This window comes from Streptomyces sp. NPDC058284 (assembly GCF_042881135.1).
Taxonomy (GTDB): domain Bacteria; phylum Actinomycetota; class Actinomycetes; order Streptomycetales; family Streptomycetaceae; genus Streptomyces.
The window spans coordinates 33479-59440 of sequence record NZ_JBHVYE010000013.1; the positions used below are offsets into that span (position 1 = coordinate 33479).

The following is a 25962-nucleotide window of genomic DNA, read 5'->3' on the forward strand; positions in this document are numbered from 1 at the left end:
CGTGACACGGCGAACCGACTGGGCGGACCACACCGCCCCCGAAAACCGCACCGGCCCCGCCGGGCGGGGCCACGGGGACGGTGCGGATCAGGACGGCACAGGCCGGGACGACAGCCACGGCGGCTTCGGCGGCGATGGCGACGGCTTCCGGGACGGTGGCCGCAAGGACGGTGACGGTAGAAGCCGTGGGCGCCGACGACGGCGTGGCGGTTTCGACGGCCACCAGGACAGCGGTTCCCCTTCCTCGTCGAGGGCCGAGAAGGGGGAGCCGCCCACGGGGGACCCGGCTGAGCGGGCGCGGACGATCTGTCTGCGCCTGCTCACCGGCACCCCGCGTACGCGCAAGCAGCTCGCGGACGCGTTGCGCAAGCGGGAGATCCCCGATGACGTGGCGGAAGAGGTGCTCTCCCGCTTCGAAGAGGTCGGTCTGATCAACGACAGCGCCTTCGCGGACGCCTGGGTGGAGTCCCGGCACCACGGCCGGGGCCTGGCCCGCCGTGCGCTCGCGCGGGAACTGCGTACCAAGGGCGTGGACTCCACGCTGATCGACGAGGCCGTGGGGCAGCTCGAACCGGAGCAGGAGGAGGCGACCGCGCGTGAGCTGGTCGCCCGCAAGCTCCGCTCCACGCGAGGCCTCGACCGCGACAAGCGGCTGCGCCGCCTCGCGGGCATGCTCGCCCGCAAGGGCTACGGGGAGGGCATGGCGCTCAGAGTGGTCCGACAGGCCCTGGAGGAAGAGGGCGAGGATACCGAGGACTTGGGGTACGGGGCGTTCTGAGCGGGCCGCCCCCACGGGGGTGGGGCGGCAACCAGAGCGATTCCCTGTACTTCAACCCGCGCTCCGCAGGGCGGGGTTCCCCCTCCCTGCGGAGCCGCTGGGCCCGGCTGCCACGGACCACCCGCGCGCTGCTGCGCTCAGCGCACCGGGAAGCCGAAGGTGTAGCCCTGCTCCTTGAGCCGGGGGAGGATCCGGCGCAGGGCCTCGACGGTCTGGGTGCGGTCGCCACCCGCGTCGTGGAAGAGGAGCGTCGGGCCGTTGGACAGCTCCCGCTCGACGGTGGCGACGATGGCGTCCGTGCCCGGCCGCTCGAAGTCCTTGGTGTCCACGTTCCAGCCCAGCGGGCGCATGCCCCGGGAGGCGGCGAGCTTGCGGCTGTAGGGGGTGAAAGCGCCGCCGGGCGCCCGGTAGTACATCGGCCGTACGCCACCGGACGCCTTGGTGATCATGCGTTCGGCGTCGAGTATCTGCTTGGACTGGTAGTCCTGGGAGTCCTTGTCCATGGCGGTGTTGTGGGACACCGTGTGGTCGCACAGCCGGTGTCCGGCCGCGACGACCTTCTTCACGACGTCGGGGTGGGCCTGCGCCTGCGTTCCCACCATGCAGAACGTGGCCTTCACCCCGTGCTCCCGCAGCAGGTCGAGCATCTGGGGAGTCCACTTGGGGTCGGGGCCGTCGTCTATGGTGATGTTGATGCCGCGCTTCCCCTTCTCCGAGGCGTGCACGATGGTCGCATCGACGGGCTTGACGTTCTTGGCCGGTCCGGCCGGCGCGGTCGCCTCCGGCGGCGCGTCCTCCGCGGAACCGGCCTGCGCGGTCCACACCGAGGCGCCGGTGGCGAGCATCGTCACCCCGAGCGCCGCTCCGATCACCTTGCCGTACCAGCCACGCCCGCCGCCGTGCCGTGCCATGTCCGCCCCTTTTCACGCAGTTCTTCGCCAATCCCCCTGGTCGCTCGCGACCAACTGGTTGGACGAGGCACGGCGGCCCAGGGATGCGTCTGTTACCGATCACGGACAATTCCGGGAGAGTTTGCGGACATCTCCGCGCGGACAGCGGCCGGAAACACCGATGACTGTGACTCGGCGGGCCGGCCCAGCCCGCCGACTGGGCGGTAAGGGGCAGTCGGCCATGGCAGACGCCCCTTACCGAGCCACAGACGCGTTCAGGAGCGGAATTCGACCGTCAGGACCGGCAGTCCCGCCGCCCGCCATGCCTGGAAGCCGCCGACGAGGTCGGTGGCGTGGCGCAGCCCCAACTGCCGCAAGGACGCAGCCGCGAGACTGGACGCGTACCCCTCGTTACAGACCACGACGACGCGCAGGTCGTGGCCGGTGGCCTCCCGGGCACGATGGCTTCCCTGCGGGTCGAGGCGCCACTCCAGCTCGTTGCGTTCGACGACGAGCGCCCCGGGGATCAGCCCGTCGCGCTCCCGCAGCGTCGCATAGCGGATGTCGACCAGGAGGCCCCCACCCTCCACGGTCTCGTAAGCCTCCTCCGGAGTGAGCCGGTCGAGGCCGAGCCGTACGCGTTCCAGCAACTCGTCTATACCGATGGGGCGTTCCTCGGCGTGTGTGTCCACTGGTCCGTCAGTCCGTTCCTCGACTCGTCCTCGATCGCTCACTGCCAGTCCTCCGGACGCTCCACGGACTCCAGGCGGAGCACGGCGCCGGTACGGCTGTACCGGCGGATCCGCGGCAGGGGCGGGTAGTAGGCGTGCACAGACACGGCATGCTCGCTCAGCGACTCGTTCAGTACCTCGTGCACGTGATTGGTGCCGAAGGCGCGGCCCTCACCGGCCGTCAGTTCCCGCTCGCGGTCGACGCCGTCGGAGAGCTCCAGGGTCTTCCAGCCGTCGGTGGGCAGCCGCGCCGCGAGCGAGTACTCCTTGAGGGTGCCCGTCGCGATGAGGAAGGCGCCGACCGACTCGGCGTGGTCGTGCCAGCCGGTGCCGGTGCCGGGCGGCCAGCCGATCAGCCACGCCTCGCTGCCGCCGGGGCCCTGCAGCCGCACCCAGGTGCGGCCCTCGGGATCGAGCGGCAGGGAGGCGATGAGGTCGGGGTCGGCCGCGGTGCGGCGGACGAAGGCGAGGAGTTCGGCCGCGGTGGGCGCGGAGGACCGCGCGGACGCGGGCGCGGCGGAGGAAGGGACAACAGACACGGGTACCGTCCTGGTGGTTCGCGGAAGAGCGCGCGAGACGGCCCGGAACGGGTGCTCAGCGCGCGAAGGAGAAGGCGAAATCAACAGGACGGGTGACACACGCAGCCTGCGTAGCGGACGAGGTCCATGTGGACCCTCCGCCACAGGCGCACATCGGTGTCGGTCACGTTCCGGAGTAGACCACGGGGCTGAGGGCCGGTCAACCTCGGCCCAGCATGCGGTCGAATGACCCTCGGAACCAGGCGGACGGGCCCTTCGAACGCGAGAAACGGGCCCCGCCCCCGCCCCCTCACCTCCGAGGCCGCACCGTCGCCGCCGCGCTCTCCTCCTGACCCCCCTGCTCCCCCTGCTCCTCCTGATCCGCTTGGCCGGCCCGGTCCGCTTGCCCCGCCTCGCCCCCGCCTCCCGCCGGCGCGGGGCCGCCCAGCGCCGCCTCGGCCGCCGCGTACAGCTCGGCCGGGTGCACCCCCGAGAGCGCGGTGACCAGGTGCCCGTCGGGCCGTACGAGCAGCACCGAGTGGGCGGCGGCCCCCGGGTAGCTCTCGGCGACGAGCAGCTCCGCGGGGTGCGGCAGCGCCGTGACGGCGGCGGCGAGCCGCGGCATGATTCCGGCCGTCACCCAGTGCCGCCGCTCCCACACCACGGTGCCCGGCGCGACGAGGACGACGAGCAGATGTTTGAGCCCGAGGCGGTCCCGCAACTGGACGATGGAGCCGTCGGGCGCCGTCACCCGTACGTCGACGACCGGCGCACCGGGCTCCGTGCCCACCGCCGTGACGGACTCCGAAGGGGCGGGTGCCAGCGGCGACTCGGCGTACGACGGGGGCGCGCCGATCCGGCCGCGCCCCACGTGGCCGTCGGTGAGGAGCGTGTCGTGCCCGCGTGCGGTCCCCGGCACATACGACCGCAGACCCTTGCCGCCGCGCAGCACGGGCAACGCCTGGTCGGCGGCGCGCAGTCGCGCGGCCACGCCGGCCCGCCGCTCGACCTGGTAGCTGTCGAGCAGTGCTTCGCGCGGCCCGTGGTGCCAGGCGAGCCCCAGCTTCCAGGCGAGGTTGTCGGCGTCCCGCAGGCCCTCGTCGAGCCCCTGTGCGCCGAGCGCGCCGAGCAGATGCGCGGCGTCCCCGGCGAGGAATGCACGGCCGACCCGCCACCGTCGGGCGAGCCGGTGGTGGACGATGTGCACTCCGGTGTCGAGCAGTTCGTACGGTGGTGTGGACCCCCCGCACCAGCCCGCGAGCGTCTCCCGGATGCGTACGACGAGGGCGTCGGGCGTCACCAGCTCACCGCGCGGCGGCAGCAGCCAGTCGAGCCGCCACACCCCGTCGGCGAGCGGGCGGCCCGTCACCTCGGCGCCGCCGCCGCGCCACGGAGGCATCCGATGCAACAACGCCTGGCGGGGCCAGGGAAGTTCCGTGCGCAGCGAGGCCACGGCGTGTCGTTCGACGGCCGTACGTCCTGGGAAGCGGACGTCGAGGAGTTTGCGCACCGTGGAGCGGGAGCCGTCACAGCCCACCAGGTAACTGCCGCGCCACCAGGTGCCCTTGGGGTCGCGGGTGTGTGCGGTCAGACCTGTGGAGTCCTGTTCCAGCGAGTCGAGCTTGCTCTCCACCGCGATCTTGACGAGTCGCTCGGTGGCGATGGCCTCGCGCAGCGCTCCGGTCAGTACGTGCTGCGGCACATGCAGCGGGGCGCGGGTCCCGTCGCCGAAGTCGAGCTCCTGCGTCAACTGCTTGCGCCGTACGGAACGCCAGCCGGCCCACCGCGCACCCGACTCCACGTCACCGAAGGAGCGGCCCGCGAGCCGCTCCACGAACGCGGCGGTGTCCTCGCGGAGCACGACGGTCCGCGCGGGCCGCTGCTCGTCCTTGCCGGGCCCCTCGTCGAGGACGACGGTGGGTACCGAATGGCGGGCGAGGGCGAGGGCGAGCGCCAGTCCTACGGGACCCGCGCCGACGACGATCACCGGGTCCACGGCGCACACCCTCCGGCCCGGCGGACTCCGAGGGTCCGGGCTGCCCGGATGCGCTGGACGTACGTACAGAAACTGGCAGTTGGAGCCCGGTGCACGATCACAGAACGTATGCAACCCATTGCTTGTGCCCGCGTCAAGCGACGGTGGCCCCGGCCTGAGCACCGCCGTCACCACCATGTCCGATGGTCCCACCAATCGCGGCCCTGCCCGCGCGGGACGCCGTGAGGGCGCCGCCCGGCGTCTGACGTGGTCCGATGGGATGACGAAGGCGGGCCCCCTGTAGGGGGTGCGGGTGCGAATCAACTCCGTGATCCGTTGGGGGGGTTCTGCGAGCGACCGGGGTTGATCATCGCTGTTACGGTTCCTACCGGGTTCGACCGGTACCTGATGTGCAGGTGCCCTCGCACCGGCGCCAGGTCTGCCCGTGACCGTAGGTCACCACCGGGTCGTTCTCCGCTCTGTTCCGGTCTGGAGAGAGGTCGCGTACTTGCATCGTTCCGAGGAAGGACCATCCGCCATGTCCGTCACGCTCACCAAGACGCTGCAGATTCCCACCGCCGACGGCGAGGCCGACGGCTTCGCCGCCTTCCCCGATGACGGTGGGCGGTACCCGGGGGTGCTGCTGTACAGCGACGCCTTCGGAGTGCGGCCCGTTCTGGAGCGGATGGCCCGCGAACTAGCCGGGCACGGGTACTACGTGCTCGTCCCCAACATCTACTACCGGCGGGGCCCGGCCCCCGTCACCGAACTCCCCGACCACATAGGCGAAGAGGTCAGGTCCGACATCATCGGCCGGCTGATGCCGTTGGTCGAGGAACACACCACCGAACGCGTTCTGCGTGACGCCGACGCGTACCTCGGGTTCCTCGCCACCCGGCCCGAGACGTGCGCGGGGCCGGTCGGCGTGATCGGCTACTGCATCGGCGGCGCCCTGGCGATGCGCACCGCGACGGCCCACCCCGGGCAGGTGGCCGCCCTCGCCGCGTTCCATCCCGGCTTCGTGGTCACCGACGCGCCCGACAGCCCGCACCGCCTCGTGCCCGAGCTGACCGCCCAGGTCCACATCGGCCTCGCCGAACACGACCTGTCGCCCGAGGCTCTCAGCGAGCTTCAGAGGGCGCTGGACGCCTCGGGAGTCGACTACACCTGCGAGACCTACTCCGGCGCCGTCCACGGTTTCACCATGGCCGACACGGACGCCTTCAGCCCGGCCGCACTGCGGCGTCACTGGGACCGCCTGCTTGCCCTCCTTGGGCGCACCCTGACCAAAGAGTGAGGCAGCGGCCCACGGCCACTGCCTCACCTGACTCCGTGGACCCGGTTCCGGCCCGGCGCGCCGCTACTTCACCTTGGCGGGCGGCGCGTCGGGGCCGTCAGGGCCGCCGGGTCCGTCGAGCGGCTCGGTCGGGTCGAGAACGCCGGGTGCCTCGGCCGGTTCGGCGGCCGCCGCCACGACGATGCCCGTCTTCGCGCGGCGCCCGCGCTTCTCGACCCAGGTGGCGAGCCCGGAGAGCGCCATGCACATCGCCACGTAGATCGTGCCGACGACCATGATCACCGGAACGTAGATGTACTGGCCGTTGACGAGCGTGGTGTTGGCCAGTTGCCGCGCCGCGTACAGCAGCTCCGCGTACGTGATGATGTATCCGAGCGACGTGTCCTTCAGCGTGACCACCAGCTGGCTGATGATCGTGGGCAGCATGGACCTGACCGCCTGCGGCAGCAGGAGCATCGTCATGACCTGGGACTTGCGCAGCCCCAGCGCATAAGCCGCCTCCACCTGACCGCGTGGCACGGCGTTGAATCCGGCCCGCAGCACCTCTGCCTGCACCGCGCCGTTGTAGACGGCCAGACCGATGACCAGGGCCCAGAAGCCGTTGTTGGCGCCGACGGAGCCGAGGTCGCTCTTGTAGGTCAGGAAGAGCACCCACAGGGCGTAGATCGTGATCAGCAGCGGGATGGCGCGGAACAGTTCGATGAAACCGGTGGCCAGCCAGCGCACCGGACGGTGGTCCGAGGCACGGGCGACCGCGAGCAGCGCGCCGAGCACCAGGGAAAGCACCCCGGCGAGGGCGAAGACCTTCAGCGTGGTGACGATGCCGTCGCGGATGATCGTCCGCACGTTGGAGTAGTTGAAGGTCTTCCAGACCGCGGAGTCGAAGTGGCCGCGGTCGGAGAGACGCATGATCACGACGACGGCGAGGCCGATGATGGCCGCCGTGCCGATGACGGAGTAGATGCGGTTGCGCATCCGGGCCTTGGGGCCCGGGGCGTCGTACAGGACGCTGGAGCTCATCGTGCGACCTCCAGGCTCCGTTCGAGCAGCCGGAACAGGCCACTGATGGTGAATGTGATGATGAGGTAGCCGAGCGCCACCCAGAGGAACAGCCAGGCGATGGCGAAGCCCTGGTCGCTGAGGGTCTTCTGCCAGCCGAAGAGTTCCGTGACGCTGAACGCGCCCGCGATGGCGGAGTTCTTCGTCAGCGCGATGAAGATGCTGCTCAGCGGCGGAAGTACGGTGCGCACCGCCTGGGGCAGGATGATCGTCCCGAGCGTCTGGAAGAACGTCATCCCCAGTGAACGGGCGGCCTCCGCCTGACCGAGGGGGACGGTGTTGATGCCGGACCGGACAGCCTCGCAGACGAACGACGAGGTGTAGATGCTGAGCACCATCAGCGCCTTGGTCCACGGGTCGAAGCCGAAGTCGAAGACCTGCGGCACCGCGAACCAGATGGTGAGGAAGAGCAGCGTCAGCGGGGTGTTCCGGAACAGGGTGACCCAAGCGGCGCCGAAGAACCGCAGCGGCGGCACGGGCGAGACACGGAAGCCGGCGAGCGCGACGCCGAGGAGCAGCGCGAGCACGCCACTGGCCACGGTCAGCCAGATCGTGCCTATGAATCCCTCGCGGAATTCCGCCATATGGTCGAGCAGTACATTCACGGGGATGTCCTCGTGGGCGGCAGTGGTCGGGCAGGGGAGCCGGCCCCGCAGGCACCGCCTGGGTGCCTACGGGGGGCCGGTCAGCTCACTGCCGGGGAGTGGAGCGGGCGAGCAGCGGGTCAGTAGCGCTCGAGGGCCGGCGGCTCGGTGAACTTGGAGCCCGACAGGCCGAGCGTCGCGTCGTACGCCTTCTTGTAGTCGCCGTTCTTCTGGTGCGCCTCGACGGCGTCCGCGACCGCGTTCCGCAGGGCCTTGTCGTTCTTGTTCATGCCGATGCCGTAGGGCTCCTTGGTGAACGGCTTGCCGACCACCTTCAGCGCCTTCGGCTGCTGTGCCGCGTAGCCCTTGAGGATGGCGTCGTCGGTGGTGACGGCGTCGACCTCCTTGTTGATGAGCTGCTGCACGCACTCGGAGTACTTGGCCAGCTCGACGGTCTTGGCGCCGTACTTCGGCTTCTTGATCTCTTGGAGGGGAGTCGAGCCGACGATGGAGCAGACCTTCTTGCCCTTCACGGAGTCCGGTCCCGTGATGGACTTCTCGTCGTGGCGGACGAGGAGGTCGGCGCCGGCCATGAAGTAGGGCCCGGCGAAGCCGACCTGCTTCTTGCGCTCGTCGTTGATCGTGTACGTGCCTACGTAGAGGTCGACGTCGCCCTTGGAGATGGTGGTCTCACGGACACCGGAGTCGATCGTCTTGAACTCGATCTGCTCGGGCTTGAACCCGAGGTCGGCCGCGACCATCTTGGCGATCTCGATGTCGAAGCCGGAGCGCTTGCCCGCGCTGTCCTTGAAGCCCAGGTACGGCTGGTCGTCCTTGGCGCCGATGACGATCTTGCCGGCCTTCTGGGCCTTCTTCAGGACGTCGGAGTCGACCTTGACGCCGGACTTCACGGTGTACGTGGGCAGCTTGGGCGCGTTCTTCCCGCCGGCCGGGTCCTTCGGCTTGTCACCGGCCGTCCCCTCCTCGCCACCACAGGCGGTGGCGGTCAGGGCGAGAGCGGCGACAACGGCGGCTGCGGCGGCGGACTTGCGGAACTTCATCGTGAACATCCTCTGTTTCGACTGGAGTTGAGACGGCGTGGAAGCCTCAGTGCTTAAGGATCTTCGAGAGGAAGTCCTTGGCCCGGTCGCTGCGCGGGTTGCTGAAGAACTGGTCCGGCACGGCCTCTTCGACGATCCGCCCGTCCGACATGAAGACGACGCGGTTGGCCGCGGAGCGGGCGAAGCCCATCTCGTGGGTGACGACGATCATCGTCATCCCGTCCCGGGCGAGCTGCTGCATCACCTCGAGGACCTCATTGATCATCTCCGGGTCGAGCGCCGATGTGGGCTCGTCGAAGAGCATCACCTTGGGGTCCATCGCCAACGCCCGCGCGATGGCGACGCGTTGCTGCTGACCGCCGGAGAGCTGTGCGGGGTACTTGTCGGCCTGGGAGGCGACGCCCACGCGGTCGAGCAGGGCGCGCGCCTTCGTCTCCGCCTCCGCCTTGCCGGTTTTGCGCACCTTGGTCTGGCCCAACGTCACGTTCTCGAGCACGGTCTTGTGCGCGAAAAGGTTGAAGGACTGGAAGACCATGCCCACGTCGGCGCGGAGGCGGGCCAGCTCCTTGCCCTCCTGGGGCAGCGGCTTGCCGTCGATCGAGATGTCTCCCGAGTCGACCGTCTCCAGGCGGTTGATGGTGCGGCACAGGGTCGACTTGCCGGACCCGGAGGGGCCGATCACGACGACGACCTCGCCGCGGGCGATGGTCAGGTCGATGTCCTGGAGGACGTGCAGAGCGCCGAAGTGCTTGTTGACGTTCTTCAGCACGACCAGGTCGTCGGCCCCAGACGGTATGGCGTCCTTGGTCACCGATACTTCGGTCACGGCTTGTTGCTCCATCCTCCTCGGTTGGGAGGACAGTAATAACCCAGTGCGACCAGCGTCATTACATCTGAGGGGAAATTGAGCATAACGATCCGGCCGCAACCGGACACACCGTGTGAAGAGGGTCCACGATGTGCGTACCGGGTGGGTAACGGAACGTGCCGACGCCCTGAACCCTCTTGACGCGGTCCTTATCCATCGGCGTGGATGCCTTGGTGCGCCGCGCGAGTACGCGACCACCATTACCGGCCACAGCACAACGACCGATGAACTGGAGGGGGCCCGTATGAGACTGCTTCTTGTAGAGGACGACGATCACGTGGCCGCCGCCCTGTCCGCGGTCCTGGCCCGGCACGGTTTCGACGTCGTGCACGCCCGCAGCGGCGCGGAGGCGCTGCAGGCGCTGCTGCCCGCCGAATCGGCCCCCTTCGGAGTGGTGCTTCTCGACCTGGGCCTGCCCGACCAGGACGGTTACGAGGTGTGCGGCAAGATCCGCAAGCGCGGCTCGACGCCGGTGATCATGGTGACGGCGCGCGCGGACGTACGCTCCCGCATCCACGGCCTCAACCTCGGAGCCGACGACTACGTAGTGAAGCCGTACGACACCGGGGAGCTCATCGCCCGCATCCACGCCGTCATCCGGCGGCCCGCGCCGGGCGACGCGGTGACGCCCGGCGACAGCAGACTCCGGCTCGGTTCCGTGCACATCGAACTGCCCACCCGGCAGGTCAGCGTGGACGGCGCGGTCGTCCAGCTGACCCGCAAGGAGTTCGACCTGCTCGCCCTCCTTGCCCAGCGCCCCGGAGTGGTGTTCCGCCGGGAACAGATCATCAGCGAAGTGTGGCGCACCAGTTGGGAAGGGACCGGCCGCACGCTCGAAGTGCACGTGGCGTCCCTGCGTTCCAAACTGCACATGCCGGCCCTGATCGAGACCGTGCGCGGCGTCGGCTACCGCCTCGTCGCCCCGGCCGCTTAGCCCGGGCGAGGACAGGTGCGCTCCCGCCTCCTCCCGCTGCTGATCATCCTGATGGCGGGCGTCCTGCTCGCGCTCGGCTTCCCGCTCGCCGTCAGCGTCGCGGCGGCCCAGCAGCAGAAGGTGGTCGTCGACCGGATCGACGACACGGCGCGCTTCGCCTCGCTCGCGCAGTTCGTCACCAAACGTCCCGCGGGCTCACGGGTGGAGGGCAGCAGCGACGAGCGCCGCGAGACGCTCCAGAAGGAACTCGACGACTACTTCGACGTCTACGGCATCCGCGCGGGTGTCTTCTACCGCGACGGCGGGCCCATGGCCAACGCTCCGAGCAACTGGTTCCTGCCACGGCGCGGGGACGTGCGAGGCGCCTTCGAGGAGGCGCTCCGCTCGCGCGGCAGCCACGATCCCGAGCAGGTGTGGCCGTGGCAGCGCGGGCGGCTCGCCGTCGCGTCCCCGGTGATCAAGGACGGCGACGTCATCGCCGTCGTCGTCACGGACTCACCGACCGGGCGCATGCGTTCGGCGACACTGCACGGCTGGCTGCTCATCGGCGCGGGAGAGGCGGCGGCCATGCTCCTGGCGGTCGGCGCGGCCCTGCGGCTCACCGGCTGGGTGCTGCGCCCGGTGCGCGTCCTGGACGCGACCACGCACGACATAGCGACCGGGCGCCTCAAGTCCCGTGTCGCGGCGGCGGGCGGGCCGCCGGAACTCAGACGCCTGGCCCGGTCGTTCAACGAGATGGCCGACCACGTCGAGGACGTCCTCGAGCAGCAGCGTGCCTTCGTCGCCGACGCCTCCCACCAACTGCGCAACCCCCTCTCGGCCCTGCTGCTGCGCATCGAGCTCCTCGCCCTCGAACTGCCCGAGGGCAACGAAGAGATCGCCTCGGTCCGCACGGAGGGCAAGCGCCTTGCCCAGGTGCTCGACGACCTGCTCGACCTCGCCCTCGCCGAGCACGCCGCGGCCGACCTGAGCCTCACCGACATCGGCGAACTGGCCGCCGAGCGCGTTGCCTCCTGGCGGCCGCTCGCCGACGAGCGAGGCGTGCGGCTGACCGGCGACTGCCCCGCCACCACCGGCTGGGCCGACCCGATCGCCCTCTCCAGCGCACTGGACGCGGTGATCGACAACGCCTTGAAGTTCACGCCCGAGGCCGGGCTCGTCCATGTCGCGGTCTCCTCCAGTGACGCGACGACGACCGTGGTGGTCACCGACGGCGGCCCCGGCCTCACCGAGGACGAGCTCGCGCGCGTCGGCGACCGCTTCTGGCGCAGCAACCGGCATCAGAACGTGCAGGGCTCGGGGCTCGGTCTGTCCATCTCGCGGGCCCTGCTCGCGGCGGGCGGCGGCTCCATCGCATACGCCCGTCATGAACCGCACGGCCTGAAGGTGACGGTCAGCGTCCCGCGCAGCGGGCCCTCGGCGCCGGTGTGAGACGGCAGCGGTTCAGGGCTTCACCGAGCGGTAGTAGCGGCGCGCGCCGTCGTGCAGCGGGAGCGGGTCGGTGAACAGGGCGGTGCGCAGATCCACCAGCTGGGCCGCGTGCACCTGATCACCGATGTGGTCGCGGCTGTCGATGACGGTGCGGGTCAGCCTCTCGGTCAGCTCGGGATCGGCCCGGTCCGTGGTGACCAGGAGGTTCGCCACGGCGAGCGTCGGTACGGCGGAGCCCCGCTGGGCCAGGGGATAGGCGTCGGCCGGCATCGTCGCGGCCCGGTAGTAGCGCGAACCACCACCCTGCTTGTGCAACGCGTCGACCAGGTATCCGAGCTTCACGAGCTTGATGTCCATCTCTTCGGAGAGCTCCCGCACCGAAGTGGTCGGGAGCCCGCCCGACCAGAAGAAGGCATCGATGGAGCCGCTCTTCAGGAGCCCGGGCATGGTGTCGATCCCGGCGGCCACCGGCTTCACGTCCGCGACCGGATCGAGGCCCGCGGCGCTGAGCACCCGGTCGGCTATCAGCCGCACCCCCGAATGTTCCTGCCCCACCGCCACGCGCTTGTTCCGCAGCTCTTCGACGGTGTCGATGTCCGAGGACCGGGGCACCACGAGCTGGACGTAGTCGTCGTACAGCCGCGTACAGCCACGCAGGCGGTACCAGCCGGGTGCGCCGTCGAGGCGGTACGTCTCCACGGCGTCGGCGGCCGCGATGGTGAAGTCGGACTTCCCTGTGGCCACCCGCGCGACGTTCTGCTGCGAGCCCTCGCTGTTGAGGAGCTCGACGTCGACCTTCGGCATGTCCCGCGAGATCTCCGTCCGCAGGAGCTTGCCGTACCGCTCGTACACACCCTTCTCGACGCCCGTACTGAACGTCATCCGCCCGCTCGGGGAGTCCTCTCCCACGGGCAGCAGCCACCACAGCAGCAGGCCGAACACCACGAGCGCCGCGGCCGAACCCTGGAGGGCGCGGCGCCTGCCGATGTGGGGGAGTGCCTTGAGCATGCGCGCGATCCTGCCAGCCCGTTCACCGTGCTGACCAGGGGTGAGACCACACTGTGCCGCCCCGGGCCCCGCTCGCCTGCTGCCCCGGTCGCCATCCGCGGCCACGCGCGCGTGGCGACCCCGTACCCTGGGGGGCGAGATGAGCGCGAAGACTTACGAGGTGCGCACCTACGGGTGCCAGATGAACGTCCATGACTCCGAGCGGCTCTCCGGCCTGCTGGAGGACGCCGGTTACGAGCGTGCGCCCGAAGGGGCGGACGGCGATGCCGACGTCGTCGTCTTCAACACGTGCGCCGTGCGCGAGAACGCCGACAACCGTCTGTACGGCAATCTCGGGCGCCTGGCGCCGATGAAGACCAAGCGTCCGGGGATGCAGATCGCCGTCGGCGGCTGTCTGGCCCAGAAGGACCGCGACACCATCGTCAAGAGGGCGCCCTGGGTGGACGTCGTCTTCGGCACGCACAACATCGGCAAGCTGCCCGTCCTCCTGGAGCGCGCCCGCGTCCAGGAAGAGGCACAGGTCGAGATCGCCGAGTCCCTCGAGGCCTTCCCCTCGACGCTGCCGACCCGTCGCGAGAGCGCGTACGCGGCCTGGGTCTCCATCTCGGTCGGCTGCAACAACACGTGCACCTTCTGCATCGTGCCCGCGCTGCGCGGCAAGGAGAAGGACCGCAGGACCGGCGACATCCTCGCGGAGATCGAGGCGCTGGTCGGCGAGGGCGTCAGCGAGATCACGCTCCTCGGACAGAACGTGAACGCGTACGGCTCGGACATCGGCGACCGCGAGGCCTTCAGCAAGCTGCTGCGCGCCTGCGGAAAGATCGAGGGCCTGGAGCGTGTCCGCTTCACCTCCCCGCACCCGCGCGACTTCACCGACGACGTGATCGCCGCCATGGCCGAGACGCCGAACGTGATGCCGCAGCTCCACATGCCGCTGCAGTCCGGCTCGGACACGATCCTCAAGGCGATGCGCCGCTCGTACCGGCAGGACCGCTTCCTGGGGATCATCGAGAAGGTCCGCGCGGCCATGCCCGACGCGGCGATCTCCACCGACATCATCGTGGGCTTCCCCGGCGAGACCGAGGAGGACTTCGAGCAGACGATGCACGTGGTCCGCGAGGCCCGCTTCGGGAGCGCCTTCACCTTCCAGTACTCCAAGCGCCCCGGGACGCCCGCGGCGACCATGGAGGGGCAGATCCCCAAGGAGGTCGTCCAGTCGCGGTACGAGCGGCTGGTGGCCCTCCAGGAGGAGATCTCATGGGAGGAGAACAAGAAGCAGGTCGGCCGCACCCTGGACCTGATGGTGGCCGAGGGCGAGGGCCGCAAGGACGGCGCCACGCACCGCCTCTCCGGCCGCGCCCCCGACAACCGACTGGTCCACTTCACCAAGCCGGACACCGAGGTGCGACCCGGTGACGTCGTGACCGTGGAGATCACCTACGCCGCGCCGCACCACCTGCTGGCCGAGGGCGCCGTACTGAACGTGCGCCCCACGCGCGCGGGTGACGCCTGGGAGAAACGGAACACCGAGGCGGCCGCGAAGCCCGCGGGCGTGATGCTGGGCCTGCCGAAGATCGGCGCCCCGGAGCCGCTCCCCGCGGCAGCGGGCAGCGGCTGCGGCTGCGACTGACCGCACAGCCGGTGGGACCACGGGGGCGGGCGCAAGGCCCGCACCGGGGCGGGATCCGGAATCGATGCTCACCGGGGCGGGGATCGGAAACGATCGGCCGACAGGGGCGCGTTACGCTGCGGATCATGCTTGTCGCCGCTGCCGTCTGCCCCTGTCCGCCGCTGCTCGTCCCCGAGGTCGCCGCGGGCGCCGGTCCTGAACTGGACGCCGCGCGCGCGGCCTGCTCGGACGCCATCGGGGTGCTCGCCGCCGCACGGCCCGACCGCCTCGTCGTGGTCGGCCCCGCCGAGCAGAGCGGCCGCGGGCCGCACCCCCAGGGCGCACGCGGATCCTTCCGCGGCTTCGGGGTGGACCTCGACGTACACCTTGGTCCCGGGCCGGCGCGGGAGACCTCCCGGCCCGGCACGGCGCCGGACGCCGCCCCTCAGCGTCCGCTGCCGCCGTCCCTCGCGGTGGCCGGATGGCTGCTCGGGCAGACGCGGTGGTCGACCGCCCCGGTGGAAGGTCTCGGAGTGGGGGAACCACTTCCCGCCGAGCGGTGTATTCAAGTCGGAGGGGAGATCGGGGCACGCGCGGACCGCGTGGCACTGCTGGTGATGGGCGACTCCAGCGCGTGCCGCACGCTCAAGGCCCCGGGGTACCTGGACGAGCGGGCGGCCGACTTCGACGCGGAGGTCGGACGTGCCCTCGGCGCAGCCGATGTGGCGGCGCTGAAGGCGCTGGACGCGGGCCTCGCGTACGAACTGAAGGCGGCGGGCCGCGCCCCGTGGCAGGTGCTGGCAGGCGCGGCGGAGGGCGCGTCGCTGAGCGGCGAGCTTCTCTACGAGGACGCGCCGTACGGCGTGGGCTATGTGGTGGCCGCCTGGTCGTAGCCCGGGACGCCGGGCGGACCGGCCACTTCCGGCGAACCGGCCGGGACGGACGGTGGCGGCCGCGAAGCGGTGTGCTCCGCGGCCGTCCGCCGCTGTGGTTCAGGAAGCCGGAGGGGGTGGTGGGGGCGACGGAGGGGTGGCGCTGCCGCCCGGGTTCTTGCCCTCGTCCGCCCCTGCGAGGCGGTCGACCGCGTCCTTCGCCTTTCCCGTGCCCGCCTGGATCTTGTCGCTGTACTTGCCCTTGGTCTTCTCGTCGACGACCTTCGCGGCCTTCTCCAGGCCCTGGTCGATCTTGTCCCCGTGCTGCTGCGCGAGGTCCGAGACCTTGTCCTTGGCAGGGGCGAGCTTGGCTTTCAGTTGGTCCAGGAAGCCCATGGGTACACCTTCCCTCGCTGGGGAGCTACTTCCGGGCGCCCTCACCGGCCTCGCTGTCGGCGGCGGCCTCGGCGGACTGCTGCTTCGGGATCTCCACGCCCTCCGCGGCGGCCGCGTCAGCGGGCTCCGCGGACTTCTCCTCGGCGGCACCCTCGGCGTCCGTGCCGGCCTCGGCAGCGGGCTTCGCATCGGTGCCGGCCTCGGGAAGGCCCTCGGCCTCCTCGGGCTCGGCCGTCAGCGCGGCGGCAGCTGCCTCGGTCGTTGACGCTTCTTCGCCGTCCTTGGCCTTCCGACGGAACCGTGCAAAAACGCCCATATCTACTCCATACGTTACTCGTGTGGGCGAAATCCCGCCCCGCCCGGTGCGTCTCATTGCGGCGCACCGGTGATCGGTCCTCGAAACCGGCGGCCGGAACCTCGCAACAGGCAACGACCCCGGAGCCGTGCCGTCACGTAGCTCGTTCGGGAAGAGAGCCCCGCGTTTGCGAGACTGGGGCGGTGAGTAGTGCAGCCCCCGCCCCGCGGGTCATCGCCGTCGTCGGTCCGACCGCGGCAGGAAAGTCCGATCTGGGCGTTTTCCTCGCCCAGTCCCTCGGCGGCGAAATCGTCAACGCCGACTCCATGCAGCTGTACCGGGGGATGGACATCGGTACCGCCAAACTGACGCCCGAGGAGCGTGGCGGCGTCCCGCACCACCTCCTCGACATCTGGGACGTCACGGAGGCGGCCAGCGTCGCCGAGTACCAGAAACTGGCCCGCGCCGAGATCGACCGCCTCCTCGCCGAGGGGCGCTGGCCGATCCTGGTCGGCGGCTCCGGACTGTACGTCCGGGGGGCCGTGGACCGCCTGGAGTTCCCCGGCACCGACCCGGCCGTCCGCGCCCGCCTGGAGGAGGAGCTCGCGCTGCGCGGATCCGGTGCGCTGCACGCCCGCCTGGCCGCCGCCGACCCAGGAGCGGCGCAGGCGATCCTGCCCAGCAACGGCCGCCGGATCGTCCGCGCCCTGGAGGTCATCGAGATCACCGGCAAGCCCTTCACCGCCAACCTCCCCGGCCACGACTCGGTGTACGACACCCTCCAGATCGGCGTCGACGTGGCACGTCCCGAACTCGACGAACGCATCGCCACGCGCGTGGACCGCATGTGGGAGGGGGGCCTGGTCGACGAGGTGTGTGCACTGGAGGCGCAGGGGCTGCGCGAAGGGCGCACGGCTTCACGCGCGCTCGGCTACCAGCAGGTGCTCGCGGCGCTCGCGGGGGAGTGCACACAGGACGAGGCGCGTGCCGAGACCGTACGCGCCACCAAGCGCTTCGCGCGCCGTCAGGACTCGTGGTTCCGCCGCGATCCGCGGGTGAGCTGGCTCAGTGGTGCCGAGGCCGACCGAGGGGAACTCCGGGCACGCGCACTGGCGTTGGTCGAACGACCGGTCACAGCCTGATCACGTGATGGCATCGGGACGCTCCGGCGGTCATCCCGGTGCCTGACGCCGTGCCATCATCGACCATCGATCGACCGGTGGAGTCCGAAGTGGAGGGCGCGTGGCGATGGAGGCCGGCCCTCGTGACACCGCACATGGCGGCGAAGAGCAACTGAGTCCCGACGGTCCCGACGAGACCCCGGGCAGTGTGAGCGACGACGGTCCCGGCGCGGACGGGATGACGGCGCAGGCCGAGGTCGAGGTCGAGCTGCGCCCACAGCGCCGCCTGCGCATCTGGCAGCTCGCGCCCATCGTGATCCTGGCCGCGGTCGGTTCGCTGATGTTCGCCTTCCCGCTCGCCTTCGAATTCGGCGACGGCGGCGCGGTGGTCGCCATGCTCGGTCTGCTGATCAGCTGCTGCGCCGCAGGCTGGGGCATGATGGCCGCCCGCCGCGTGGGGCACACCTGGCCGGGGCTGCCCGAGCGCGGCTCCGGTCGCCGCCCGGACTGGCGGGTCGTCTCCGCGTACGCCCTGACGTTCCTGGGCGCCGTGGTCCTCGCCGTGTGGCGGGTGGCCAGACTCCGCTGAGGTCGGAAAACCTCTGCGGCCCGCCTTCCCGGCCGCACTCCGTGAACCGAGTGTCGTACCCACCCCGTACGATCGAGGAATGAGCACGCGGATCGCCTTCCTCAAGGGGCACGGGACCGAGAACGACTTCGTGATCATCCCCGACCCCGACAACGCCATCGAGCTGCCTCCGGCCGCCGTGGCCGCTCTGTGCGACCGCCGCGCGGGCATCGGTGGCGACGGCCTCCTCCATGTCGTACGCTCCGCCGCCCACCCCGAGGCGCGCCATCTGGCGGAGCGGGCCGAGTGGTTCATGGACTACCGCAACGGCGACGGATCGCTCGCGGAGATGTGCGGCAACGGCGTGCGCGTCTTCGCCCGCTACCTGCAGCGTGCGGGGCATGTCGACGAGGGCGACCTGGCGGTGGCCACCCGGGGCGGCGTGAAGACCGTGCACATCGCCAAGGCCGAGTCCGGCGGCGAGATCACCGTGGGGATGGGCAAGGCGCTGCTCCTTGAGGGCGACGTCACCGTCTCGGTCGGCGACCGCCGATGGCCCGCGCGCAACGTCAGCATGGGCAATCCGCACGCGGTCGCCTTCGTGGACGACCTCTCCGAAGCCGGCAGCCTCTACGACCCGCCGCCCTTCAGCCCGGCCGCCGCCTACCCGCACGGGGTGAACGTCGAATTCGTCGTCCCCCGCGGCCCCCACCACGTCGCCATGCGCGTGCACGAGCGCGGCGCGGGCGAGACCCGCTCCTGCGGCACGGGCGCGTGCGCCGTCGCCGTGGCGGCGGCCCGCAGGGACGGCGTGGACCCGGCCGTGACCGGGGCCCCCGTCACCTACGCCGTCGACCTGCCCGGCGGACGCCTGACGATCACCGAGCGGCCCGACGGCGAGATCGAGATGACGGGCGGCGCGGTGATCGTCGCCGAGGGCGAGATCGCGTCCGAATGGCTCGAAACGGTACTCCCATGAACTGTCGCTCGAATGGGTGATCCGTTTCACGCTCGGCGAGAGGCGGTCAGCGCCGCGTGATGGGCTCGGTAGCATCAAGCACCGGCCCGGACGGAGTATGCCGTCGTCCGCTCACCGCCGGTCGAAGCAGCCGGAGGTGCCCATGAGTGCGGAGGCCACGAACCCAGCCACGCCCGGCCCCGCGACGCCCGGGGTCCAGCGCAGGCGCGGCCGCGCCCGCCTCGATCTGCGCAGGCTCGGCCGTGCGGCCCTGCTCGGATCCGGCACCCGGGACCGGCTCCCGGACGCGATCGGCCACGTCGCCGAGGCCCACAGGGCGCACTACCAGGACGCCGACCTGGAGCCGCTGCGCCGCGCGTACGTACTGGCCGAGTCCTCCCACCGCGGTCAGATGCGCAAAAGCGGTGAGCCGTACATCACGCACCCGCTCGCGGTGACCCTGATCCTCGCCCAGCTCGGTGCCGAGACCACGACCCTGACCGCGTCCCTGCTCCACGACACCGTCGAGGACACGGACGTGACCCTCGACCAGGTGCGGGCCGAGTTCGGCGACGACGTCTGCTATCTGGTCGACGGCGTCACCAAGCTGGAGAAGGTCGACTACGGAGCGGCGGCCGAGCCCGAGACCTTCCGCAAGATGCTCGTCGCCACCGGCAACGACGTACGCGTCATGTCGATCAAGCTTGCCGACCGGTTGCACAACATGCGCACTCTCGGTGTCATGCGGCCCGAGAAACAGGCCCGCATCGCCAAGGTGACCCGGGACGTGCTCATTCCGCTCGCCGAGCGCCTCGGTGTGCAGGCGCTCAAGACCGAACTGGAGGATCTCGTCTTCGCGATCCTCCATCCGGAGGAGTGCGCCCGGGTCAAGGCCATGGTCGCCGCCAACGCGGAGAGCGCGGACGACCCGCTGGGCGCCATCGCGGACGATGTACGCGGCGTGCTGCGGGACGCGGGCATCGCCGGCGAGGTCCTCATCAGGCCGCGGCACTACGTCTCCGTCCACCGCGTGCACCGCAAGCGCGGCGAACTCCGCGCGTCCGACTTCGGCCGGCTCCTCGTGCTCGTCAACGAGGACGCGGACTGCTACGGAGTCCTCGGGGAACTGCACACCTGCTTCACTCCGGTCGTCTCGGAGTTCAAGGACTTCATCGCCGTACCGAAGTTCAACCTCTACCAGTCGCTCCACACGGCCGTGACCCGCTCCGACGGCGAAGTCGCCGAAGTACTCATCCGCACGCATCAGATGCACCAGGTCGCCGAGGCGGGCGTGGTCGCACTGCGCAACCCCTACGCTCCTCCTTCGGAGGAGCCGTCCGACGGCGCCGACGACGAGCGGGTGGACCCGACGAGGCCCGGCTGGCTCTCCCGGCTCCTCGACTGGCAGCAGGCCGCCCCGGACCCGGACACGTTCTGGTCGACGCTGCGGGAGGACCTCGCCCAGGACCGCGAGATCGCCGTCTTCCGGCCCGACGGCGGCACGCTCGGCCTGCCGGCGGGCGCCAGCTGCGTGGACGCCGCCTACGCCCAGTACGGCGAGGACGCGCACGCCTGCATCGGAGCACGCGTCAACGGCCGCCTCGCGACGCTCAGCACGGTCCTGCGGGACGGTGACACGGTCCAGTTGCTCATGGGCCAGGACCTGACCTCCGGCCCCTCGCGCGAGTGGCTGGACCACGCCCGCACGCCCGCCGCGCGCATCGCCATCCGGCGCTGGCTCACCACCCACCCGGCGCCCGCGGCGCCCGTGCCGACGCCGGCCGCACAGCGCCCGCCCCAGCAGGCATCGGCGCCCGTACCGAAACCGGAACCCTCCGCAGCGGCACGGCCCGCCGCGGCGAACGCCGTCGTGGACCGCGAGGGTGCGAGCGTCCGCCTCGCGGGGTGCTGTACGCCGGTGCCGCCCGACGACGTCACCGCTTTCGCCGTGCGCGGCGGTGTCGTGACCGTCCACCGGGTCGGCTGTCCCGCCGTGGCGCGGATGAAGGAGGTCGGGCGCCCCGAGGTCGGCGTGCACTGGGGGGACACCGCCGAGTGCCGGGTCACCTTGATCGCTGAATCGTTCGGCCGGGCCCATCTGCTCGCCGACCTCACCGAAGCGATCGCCCTCGAAGGGGTGGCGATCATCTCGGCCACCGTGGAGCCGCCGAGCCAACAGCGAGTGCGCCATACGTACACGCTGCAACTCCCGGACGCGGCGCACCTGCCAGGGCTGATGCGGGCGATGCGCGCGGTGCCCGGGGTGTACGACGTGAACCGCGCCCAGCATCCGGCGGCCGCCGCGCACTGACGAGGGCGCACCGGCCCACTTCGTACGCGTGACTCCGCTCGGCCAAGTCACGCCCGACGGCGACTCGTTCGAGTGGCCCGGCGCGCGTCGGCACGTGCGGGAGGGCACACGCTGATAGCGGTAGTTCATGCTGCTCACCCCTCGGACCGCGGCCTCCCGGCCGAAGGCCCTCCGCACCCCCCGCATCGCCGCCGCACTGATCGCGGCGACCGCCTCCGCCGCCCTCATCGCGGCGAGCGCACCGTCACCGGTCGCCCCGCTCGGCATCGGCGACCCGCTCTTCCCGCACCTGGGCAACCCCGGGTACGACGTGATGTCGTACGACATCGCCTTCACCTACGGAGGTGACAACAGCAAGCCGCTGAACGCCGTCACCAAGATCGACGCACAGGCGACCGCCCTCCTGGAGCACGTGAATCTCGACTTCGCGCACGGCACGGTGCGTTCCGTCGAGGTGAACGGCGAGCGCGCACGCTTCGAAAGCAGCGGCGAGGACCTGGTCGTCACGCCGACCGCGCCGGTCGGGCCCGGCGACCGGCTGCGGATCACCGTCCGGCACACCAGCGATCCCATGCCCACGAAGAACGGCGGGGGCGGCTGGCTGCGCACCGGTGACGGACTCGCCATGGCCAACCAGGCGGACGCCGCCCACCTGGTCTTTCCGTGCAACGACCACCCCGCGGACAAGGCCGAGTTCACCTTCCGGATCACCGCACCCCAGGGGCTGACCGCCGTCGCCAACGGCCTCCCGGAGTCCGAGAGCCGACACGGCGCCGCAGCCACCACCAGGGTGTACCGCACCCACCACCCGATGGCGACCGAACTGGCCCAGGTGTCGATCGGCCGTTCCACCGTGGTGCGCCGAGAAGGGCCGAACGGCCTCCCGGTACGAGATGTGGTGCCCACCAAGGACCGCAAGGTCCTGGAACCCTGGCTGAAGAAGACGCCCGGCCAGATCGACTGGATGGAGAAGAAGGTCGGCCGTTACCCCTTCGAGGTCTACGGCGTCCTGATCGCCCACGCGCAGACCGGCTTCGAGCTGGAGACGCAGACGCTCTCTCTCTTCGAGAGAGAGATCTTCACCCGCCCCGAGATCCCGGCGTGGTACGTCGAGGCGATCATGGTGCACGAGCTCGCACACCAGTGGTTCGGTGACAGCGTCAGCCCCCGTAGCTGGTCGGACCTCTGGCTCAACGAAGGCCATGCCACCTGGTACGAGGCCCTCTTCGCGCAGGAGAAGGCGAAGAAGCCCCTGACGGACCGGATGCGGGCCGCCTACACCCAGTCGGACATCTGGCGTGCGGCCGGCGGGCCGCCGGCCAGGCCGAAGGCGCCGGCGCCCGGAAAGAAGATCAGCATCTTCCGTCCCGTCGTCTACGACGGCAGCGCGCTGGTGCTCTACGCCCTGCGCCAGGAGATCGGAAAGGCCGCCTTCGAGCGCGTGGAGCGGCAGTGGATCCGCCTCCACCGCGACGGCAACGTCGCCACCGCCGACTTCGTGCGGCTCGCCTCCCTGACTGCCGGGCGTGACCTGGGCGGGTTCTTCGACGCCTGGCTGTACGGGAAGAAGACGCCGCCGATGCCCGGGCATCCGGACTGGAAGTCCACGAAACCCGGGAAGACCGCGAAATAATCCGGGTGACGAGACGGACCGTGCCGTGCAACCATCTTCAGGTCGGCGGCGCGGTCCGTCCGGGATTTCCCCTCGGGGACTTCTCAGGGCCGGATCCGGCCGGTGCCGGGAATCTCCGGACCAGCCCGGGCGTTGTCGACAGTGACGGATCCCGCATCCGCCGCACATTCCATCGACGTATCGACGTTAGGACCCAATGACCTCCTCTTCTTCCCCTTCCCAGGACGCACAGAGCTTCGCGCAGAACTACCCCGAAGGTCTTCGGGCCGATGCCCTGATGGAAGAGGACGTCGCCTGGAGCCACGAGATCGACGGAGACCGGGACGGCGACCAGTTCGACCGCTCCGAGCGCGCGGCCCTGCGCCGCGTCGCGGGCCTCTCCACCGAGCTCGAGGACGTCACCGAAGTCGAGTACCGACAGCTCCGCCTGGAGCGTGTGGTGCTCGTCGGCGTGTGGACTTCGGGAACGGTCCAGGATGCGGAGAACTCCCTCGCCGAGCTGGCGGCTCTCGCCGAGACGGCGGGCGCGCTCGTGCTCGACGGCCTCGTCCAGCGCCGCGACAAGCCCGACCCGGCGACGTACATCGGCTCCGGCAAGGCCATGGAGCTGCGCGACATCGTGCTCGAAACGGGCGCGGACACGGTCGTCTGCGACGGTGAGCTGAGCCCGGGGCAGCTGATCCACCTCGAAGACGTCGTCAAGGTCAAGGTGGTCGACAGGACCGCCCTGATCCTCGACATCTTCGCCCAGCACGCCAAGTCCCGAGAGGGCAAGGCGCAGGTAGCCCTCGCGCAGATGCAGTACATGCTGCCGAGGCTCCGTGGCTGGGGCCAGTCGCTCTCCCGTCAGATGGGTGGCGGCGGCGGTGGTGGCATGGCCACCCGCGGTCCCGGTGAGACCAAGATCGAGACGGACCGGCGACGGATCCGCGAGAAGATGGCGAAGATGCGCCGGGAGATCGCGGAGATGAAGACGGGCCGCGACATCAAGCGGCAGGAGCGCCGGCGCAACAAGGTGCCTTCGGTCGCGATCGCCGGGTACACGAACGCGGGCAAGTCCTCGCTCCTCAACCGCCTCACGGGCGCGGGCGTCCTGGTGGAGAACGCGCTGTTCGCCACCCTCGACCCGACCGTGCGCCGGGCCGAGACGCCGAGCGGCCGGGTCTACACCCTGGCCGACACCGTCGGTTTCGTCCGGCACCTGCCGCATCACCTCGTCGAGGCGTTCCGCTCCACGATGGAAGAGGTCGGCGACTCCGACCTGATCCTGCATGTGGTGGACGGCTCGCACCCGGTGCCGGAGGAGCAGCTCGCCGCCGTGCGCGAGGTGATCCGCGATGTGGGCGCCACCGATGTGCCCGAGATCGTGGTGATCAACAAGGCGGACGCGGCGGACCCGCTGGTCCTCCAGCGCCTCCTGCGCAACGAGAAGCACGCGATCGCGGTCTCCGCGCGAAGCGGTGCCGGGATCGACGAGCTGCTCAGGCTCATCGACACGGAACTGCCGCGCCCCGAGGTCGAGATCGAGGCCCTCGTTCCGTACACGCACGGCCAGCTCGTCTCGCGGGCACACGCCGAGGGCGAGGTGCTCTCCGAGGAGCACACCGCCGAGGGCACCCTGCTCAAGGCGCAGGTGCACGAGGAGCTCGCGGCGGAACTCGCTCCGTACGTGCCGGCCAGGCACTGAGCCCGGAAGCCTCACCCGTAGTTCACTCAGCACACGGCGAAGGCCCGCCCCTCTTGCAGGGGCGGGCCTTCGCCGTGTCATCCGGGGCTCGGCGGCTACTGCGAGCCGTACTTCTTGCTCATCATGTCGTAGACCTGCTGGGCACCCCGGCCCAGCTGGGGTCCGGCCAGCCAGGTGTTCTCGGCCGGGCCGATCGAGGTGTTCGACACGAGCTTCGTCTTGCCGCCCACCACGCGGAACCAGCCACCGCCGGAGGAGCCACCGGTCATGGTGCAGCCGATGCGGTACATCGTCGGCAGGGACGGCGACAGCGAGAGGCGACCCGGCTTGTCGACGCACCGGTGCATGATCAGGCCGTCGTACGGCGGGGCGGCGGGGTAGCCCCACGCGCCCATCGAGCTCACGCTCCGCGTGGACGGGGCCGAGAAGTCGACGTCGAGCGCGTTGCCGACGGTCTCCTCCAGGGACTTGCCGCCCTGCTCCGGCTTCACGTGCAGGACGGCGTAGTCGTAGGTCGCCCCCGAGCCGCCCGTCGGACCGCCGCCGTTGATCCACTCGTTGGAGGTCGAGACCCAGTCCGCCCAGTACTGGCCGTAGGGAGCGATCTCCTGCGGGGCCGCGTTGCGCAGGGCGGCCTCGGACTTGCCCAGGTCGTTGTAGGACGGCACGAACGCGATGTTGCGGTACCAGCCGCCGTCCTTGCCGGCGTGCACGCAGTGGCCCGCGGTCCAGACGAGGTTGGACTTGCCCGGGTTGCGCGGGTCCTTCACGACGGTGCCGGAGCAGACCATCGACCCCTTGGGGGCGTCGAAGAAGATCTTGCCGACGGGGGCGGCGTTCTCGTGGTACGGCGACTTCTCGGGCTTGGCCTGGACCGGCGCCGGCTCCGGGTCGGTCGCGCCCTGGTCGGCGGCGGCGTCCTTCGCGGCGATCGTCTTGTTCGGGTCCTTGGCCTTCTTCATCCGCTCGGGCTTCCAGAGCCCCTCGATGACCGGGTTGGCGAAGTCCTTGGCCTCGCGCAGCCAGTCCTCCTTCTTCCAGCGCTTCCAGGCGCCGTCCTTCCAGTCGTCCAGGTCGATGCCCCGCTCCTTGAGCTTGTCGGCGAGGGCGCCGGGCAGCTTGGAGTCGGAACCGGAGCCGGCGCCGTCGGAACCCTGGGACGTGGTGCCGTCCGGCTTGTCGCTCGCCTTGTCGTCGCTCGGGCCACAGGCCGTGGCGGTGAGCGCCAAGGTCGCCGCGAGCCCGGTGGCGGCGAGTGCGACCCGCCGACCGCGGCTGCGCGCGAACGGCGCACGAGTGGAACGCATGGTGCTGCTACCCCCGTTGGAACGTGTAAGTGCCACATTTGCCATGTACTTGTCATGCATGGACGCGGAGA

The 25962-nt window shown here is 70.6% G+C and carries 25 protein-coding genes; 12 read left to right on the forward strand and 13 right to left on the reverse strand.

Annotation, left to right across the window (positions count from 1 at the left end):
* Nucleotide 1: 1 nt before the first annotated feature.
* The gene (recX, locus tag ACFVYR_RS19380; RefSeq protein ID WP_384260896.1) at nucleotides 2-778 is read left to right on the forward strand and encodes a recombination regulator RecX; all 777 of its coding nucleotides are present in this window, start codon (nucleotides 2-4) and stop codon (nucleotides 776-778) included.
* A 137-nt stretch (nucleotides 779-915) separates the two neighbouring features.
* On the opposite strand, the gene ACFVYR_RS19385 is transcribed toward recX, so the two are convergent.
* The 5 genes from ACFVYR_RS19385 to ACFVYR_RS19405 all read right to left on the reverse strand — a co-directional run bounded on the left by ACFVYR_RS19385 (nucleotide 916) and on the right by ACFVYR_RS19405 (nucleotide 4913).
* The gene (locus tag ACFVYR_RS19385) at nucleotides 916-1689 is read right to left on the reverse strand and encodes a polysaccharide deacetylase family protein (RefSeq protein ID WP_384260893.1); all 774 of its coding nucleotides are present in this window, start codon (nucleotides 1687-1689) and stop codon (nucleotides 916-918) included.
* A gap of 254 nt (nucleotides 1690-1943) precedes the next feature.
* Nucleotides 1944-2360: a rhodanese-like domain-containing protein gene (locus ACFVYR_RS19390; protein WP_384260891.1), complete on the reverse strand. Its 417-nt coding sequence runs from the start codon at nucleotides 2358-2360 to the stop codon at nucleotides 1944-1946.
* A 38-nt stretch (nucleotides 2361-2398) separates the two neighbouring features.
* Complete coding sequence (locus ACFVYR_RS19395) at nucleotides 2399-2938, reverse strand: cysteine dioxygenase (protein WP_384260889.1); 540 nt, start codon at nucleotides 2936-2938, stop codon at nucleotides 2399-2401.
* A gap of 80 nt (nucleotides 2939-3018) precedes the next feature.
* Nucleotides 3019-3231 carry a putative leader peptide gene (locus tag ACFVYR_RS19400; protein ID WP_389612127.1) on the reverse strand — a complete coding sequence of 71 codons (213 nt, stop codon included), beginning with the start codon at nucleotides 3229-3231 and terminating at the stop codon, nucleotides 3019-3021.
* The gene (locus tag ACFVYR_RS19405; RefSeq protein ID WP_384260886.1) at nucleotides 3228-4913 is read right to left on the reverse strand and encodes an FAD-dependent monooxygenase; all 1686 of its coding nucleotides are present in this window, start codon (nucleotides 4911-4913) and stop codon (nucleotides 3228-3230) included. Before ACFVYR_RS19405 ends, ACFVYR_RS19400 begins: the two co-directional genes overlap by 4 nt.
* 517 nt (nucleotides 4914-5430) lie before the next feature.
* On the opposite strand from ACFVYR_RS19405, the gene ACFVYR_RS19410 reads away from it, so the two are divergent.
* Nucleotides 5431-6189, forward strand: coding sequence for a dienelactone hydrolase family protein (locus ACFVYR_RS19410; RefSeq protein WP_384260884.1), 759 nt, complete (start codon nucleotides 5431-5433; stop codon nucleotides 6187-6189).
* Nucleotides 6190-6252: 63 nt separating this feature from the next.
* On the opposite strand, the gene ACFVYR_RS19415 is transcribed toward ACFVYR_RS19410, so the two are convergent.
* From ACFVYR_RS19415 to ACFVYR_RS19430, 4 genes are all read right to left on the reverse strand, one after another.
* Nucleotides 6253-7209: an amino acid ABC transporter permease gene (locus ACFVYR_RS19415; RefSeq protein ID WP_384260881.1), complete on the reverse strand. Its 957-nt coding sequence runs from the start codon at nucleotides 7207-7209 to the stop codon at nucleotides 6253-6255.
* Nucleotides 7206-7853 (reverse strand): amino acid ABC transporter permease, encoded by a 648-nt coding sequence (locus ACFVYR_RS19420; protein WP_384260879.1) that lies wholly within the window; start codon nucleotides 7851-7853, stop codon nucleotides 7206-7208. The genes ACFVYR_RS19415 and ACFVYR_RS19420 overlap by 4 nt, the downstream gene beginning before the upstream one ends.
* Before the next feature lie 119 nt (nucleotides 7854-7972).
* Complete coding sequence (locus tag ACFVYR_RS19425; protein ID WP_384260877.1) at nucleotides 7973-8893, reverse strand: glutamate ABC transporter substrate-binding protein; 921 nt, start codon at nucleotides 8891-8893, stop codon at nucleotides 7973-7975.
* Between the two features lie 46 nt (nucleotides 8894-8939).
* A complete protein-coding gene (locus ACFVYR_RS19430) occupies nucleotides 8940-9719 on the reverse strand; it encodes an amino acid ABC transporter ATP-binding protein (protein ID WP_384260874.1) in 780 nt (259 codons plus the stop codon).
* A gap of 286 nt (nucleotides 9720-10005) precedes the next feature.
* Between ACFVYR_RS19430 and ACFVYR_RS19435 the strand changes: the two genes are divergently transcribed.
* Nucleotides 10006-10695: a response regulator transcription factor gene (locus ACFVYR_RS19435; RefSeq protein ID WP_384260871.1), complete on the forward strand. Its 690-nt coding sequence runs from the start codon at nucleotides 10006-10008 to the stop codon at nucleotides 10693-10695.
* A 15-nt stretch (nucleotides 10696-10710) separates the two neighbouring features.
* Nucleotides 10711-12126 carry a sensor histidine kinase gene (locus ACFVYR_RS19440; protein ID WP_384260868.1) on the forward strand — a complete coding sequence of 472 codons (1416 nt, stop codon included), beginning with the start codon at nucleotides 10711-10713 and terminating at the stop codon, nucleotides 12124-12126.
* Between the two features lie 12 nt (nucleotides 12127-12138).
* On the opposite strand, the gene ACFVYR_RS19445 is transcribed toward ACFVYR_RS19440, so the two are convergent.
* Nucleotides 12139-13134 carry a TAXI family TRAP transporter solute-binding subunit gene (locus tag ACFVYR_RS19445; RefSeq protein ID WP_384260865.1) on the reverse strand — a complete coding sequence of 332 codons (996 nt, stop codon included), beginning with the start codon at nucleotides 13132-13134 and terminating at the stop codon, nucleotides 12139-12141.
* 139 nt (nucleotides 13135-13273) lie between these two features.
* Between ACFVYR_RS19445 and miaB the strand changes: the two genes are divergently transcribed.
* Together miaB and ACFVYR_RS19455 are read left to right on the forward strand one after the other, a co-directional pair.
* Nucleotides 13274-14764, forward strand: coding sequence for a tRNA (N6-isopentenyl adenosine(37)-C2)-methylthiotransferase MiaB (gene miaB / locus ACFVYR_RS19450; RefSeq protein WP_384260862.1), 1491 nt, complete (start codon nucleotides 13274-13276; stop codon nucleotides 14762-14764).
* Between the two features lie 125 nt (nucleotides 14765-14889).
* Entirely contained in the window at nucleotides 14890-15636 is a 747-nt protein-coding gene (locus ACFVYR_RS19455) for a class III extradiol dioxygenase subunit B-like domain-containing protein (RefSeq protein WP_384260860.1), read from the forward strand.
* Nucleotides 15637-15735: 99 nt separating this feature from the next.
* Here ACFVYR_RS19455 and ACFVYR_RS19460 read toward each other — a convergent pair whose 3' ends face one another.
* Both ACFVYR_RS19460 and ACFVYR_RS19465 read right to left on the reverse strand, forming a co-directional pair.
* Entirely contained in the window at nucleotides 15736-16011 is a 276-nt protein-coding gene (locus ACFVYR_RS19460) for an antitoxin (RefSeq protein WP_384260857.1), read from the reverse strand.
* Between the two features lie 25 nt (nucleotides 16012-16036).
* On the reverse strand, nucleotides 16037-16327 hold the full coding sequence (locus tag ACFVYR_RS19465) for a hypothetical protein (RefSeq protein WP_384260855.1): 291 nt from the start codon (nucleotides 16325-16327) through the stop codon (nucleotides 16037-16039).
* Between the two features lie 182 nt (nucleotides 16328-16509).
* On the opposite strand from ACFVYR_RS19465, the gene miaA reads away from it, so the two are divergent.
* The 6 genes from miaA to hflX all read left to right on the forward strand — a co-directional run bounded on the left by miaA (nucleotide 16510) and on the right by hflX (nucleotide 24584).
* Nucleotides 16510-17448 carry a tRNA (adenosine(37)-N6)-dimethylallyltransferase MiaA gene (gene miaA / locus ACFVYR_RS19470; protein WP_384260852.1) on the forward strand — a complete coding sequence of 313 codons (939 nt, stop codon included), beginning with the start codon at nucleotides 16510-16512 and terminating at the stop codon, nucleotides 17446-17448.
* A 106-nt stretch (nucleotides 17449-17554) separates the two neighbouring features.
* A complete protein-coding gene (locus ACFVYR_RS19475; RefSeq protein ID WP_384260948.1) occupies nucleotides 17555-18016 on the forward strand; it encodes a hypothetical protein in 462 nt (153 codons plus the stop codon).
* Nucleotides 18017-18095: 79 nt separating this feature from the next.
* Entirely contained in the window at nucleotides 18096-18974 is an 879-nt protein-coding gene (dapF, locus tag ACFVYR_RS19480; RefSeq protein ID WP_384260850.1) for a diaminopimelate epimerase, read from the forward strand.
* Nucleotides 18975-19116: 142 nt separating this feature from the next.
* Nucleotides 19117-21264: a RelA/SpoT family protein gene (locus ACFVYR_RS19485; protein WP_384260848.1), complete on the forward strand. Its 2148-nt coding sequence runs from the start codon at nucleotides 19117-19119 to the stop codon at nucleotides 21262-21264.
* A gap of 127 nt (nucleotides 21265-21391) precedes the next feature.
* A complete protein-coding gene (locus ACFVYR_RS19490) occupies nucleotides 21392-22897 on the forward strand; it encodes a M1 family metallopeptidase (protein ID WP_384260847.1) in 1506 nt (501 codons plus the stop codon).
* Between the two features lie 196 nt (nucleotides 22898-23093).
* Nucleotides 23094-24584, forward strand: a complete 1491-nt coding sequence (gene hflX / locus ACFVYR_RS19495) for a GTPase HflX (protein WP_384260845.1) — start codon at nucleotides 23094-23096, stop codon at nucleotides 24582-24584.
* Nucleotides 24585-24679: 95 nt separating this feature from the next.
* On the opposite strand, the gene ACFVYR_RS19500 is transcribed toward hflX, so the two are convergent.
* Nucleotides 24680-25891 (reverse strand): trypsin-like serine peptidase, encoded by a 1212-nt coding sequence (locus ACFVYR_RS19500; RefSeq protein WP_389612133.1) that lies wholly within the window; start codon nucleotides 25889-25891, stop codon nucleotides 24680-24682.
* Nucleotides 25892-25962: the final 71 nt, after the last annotated feature.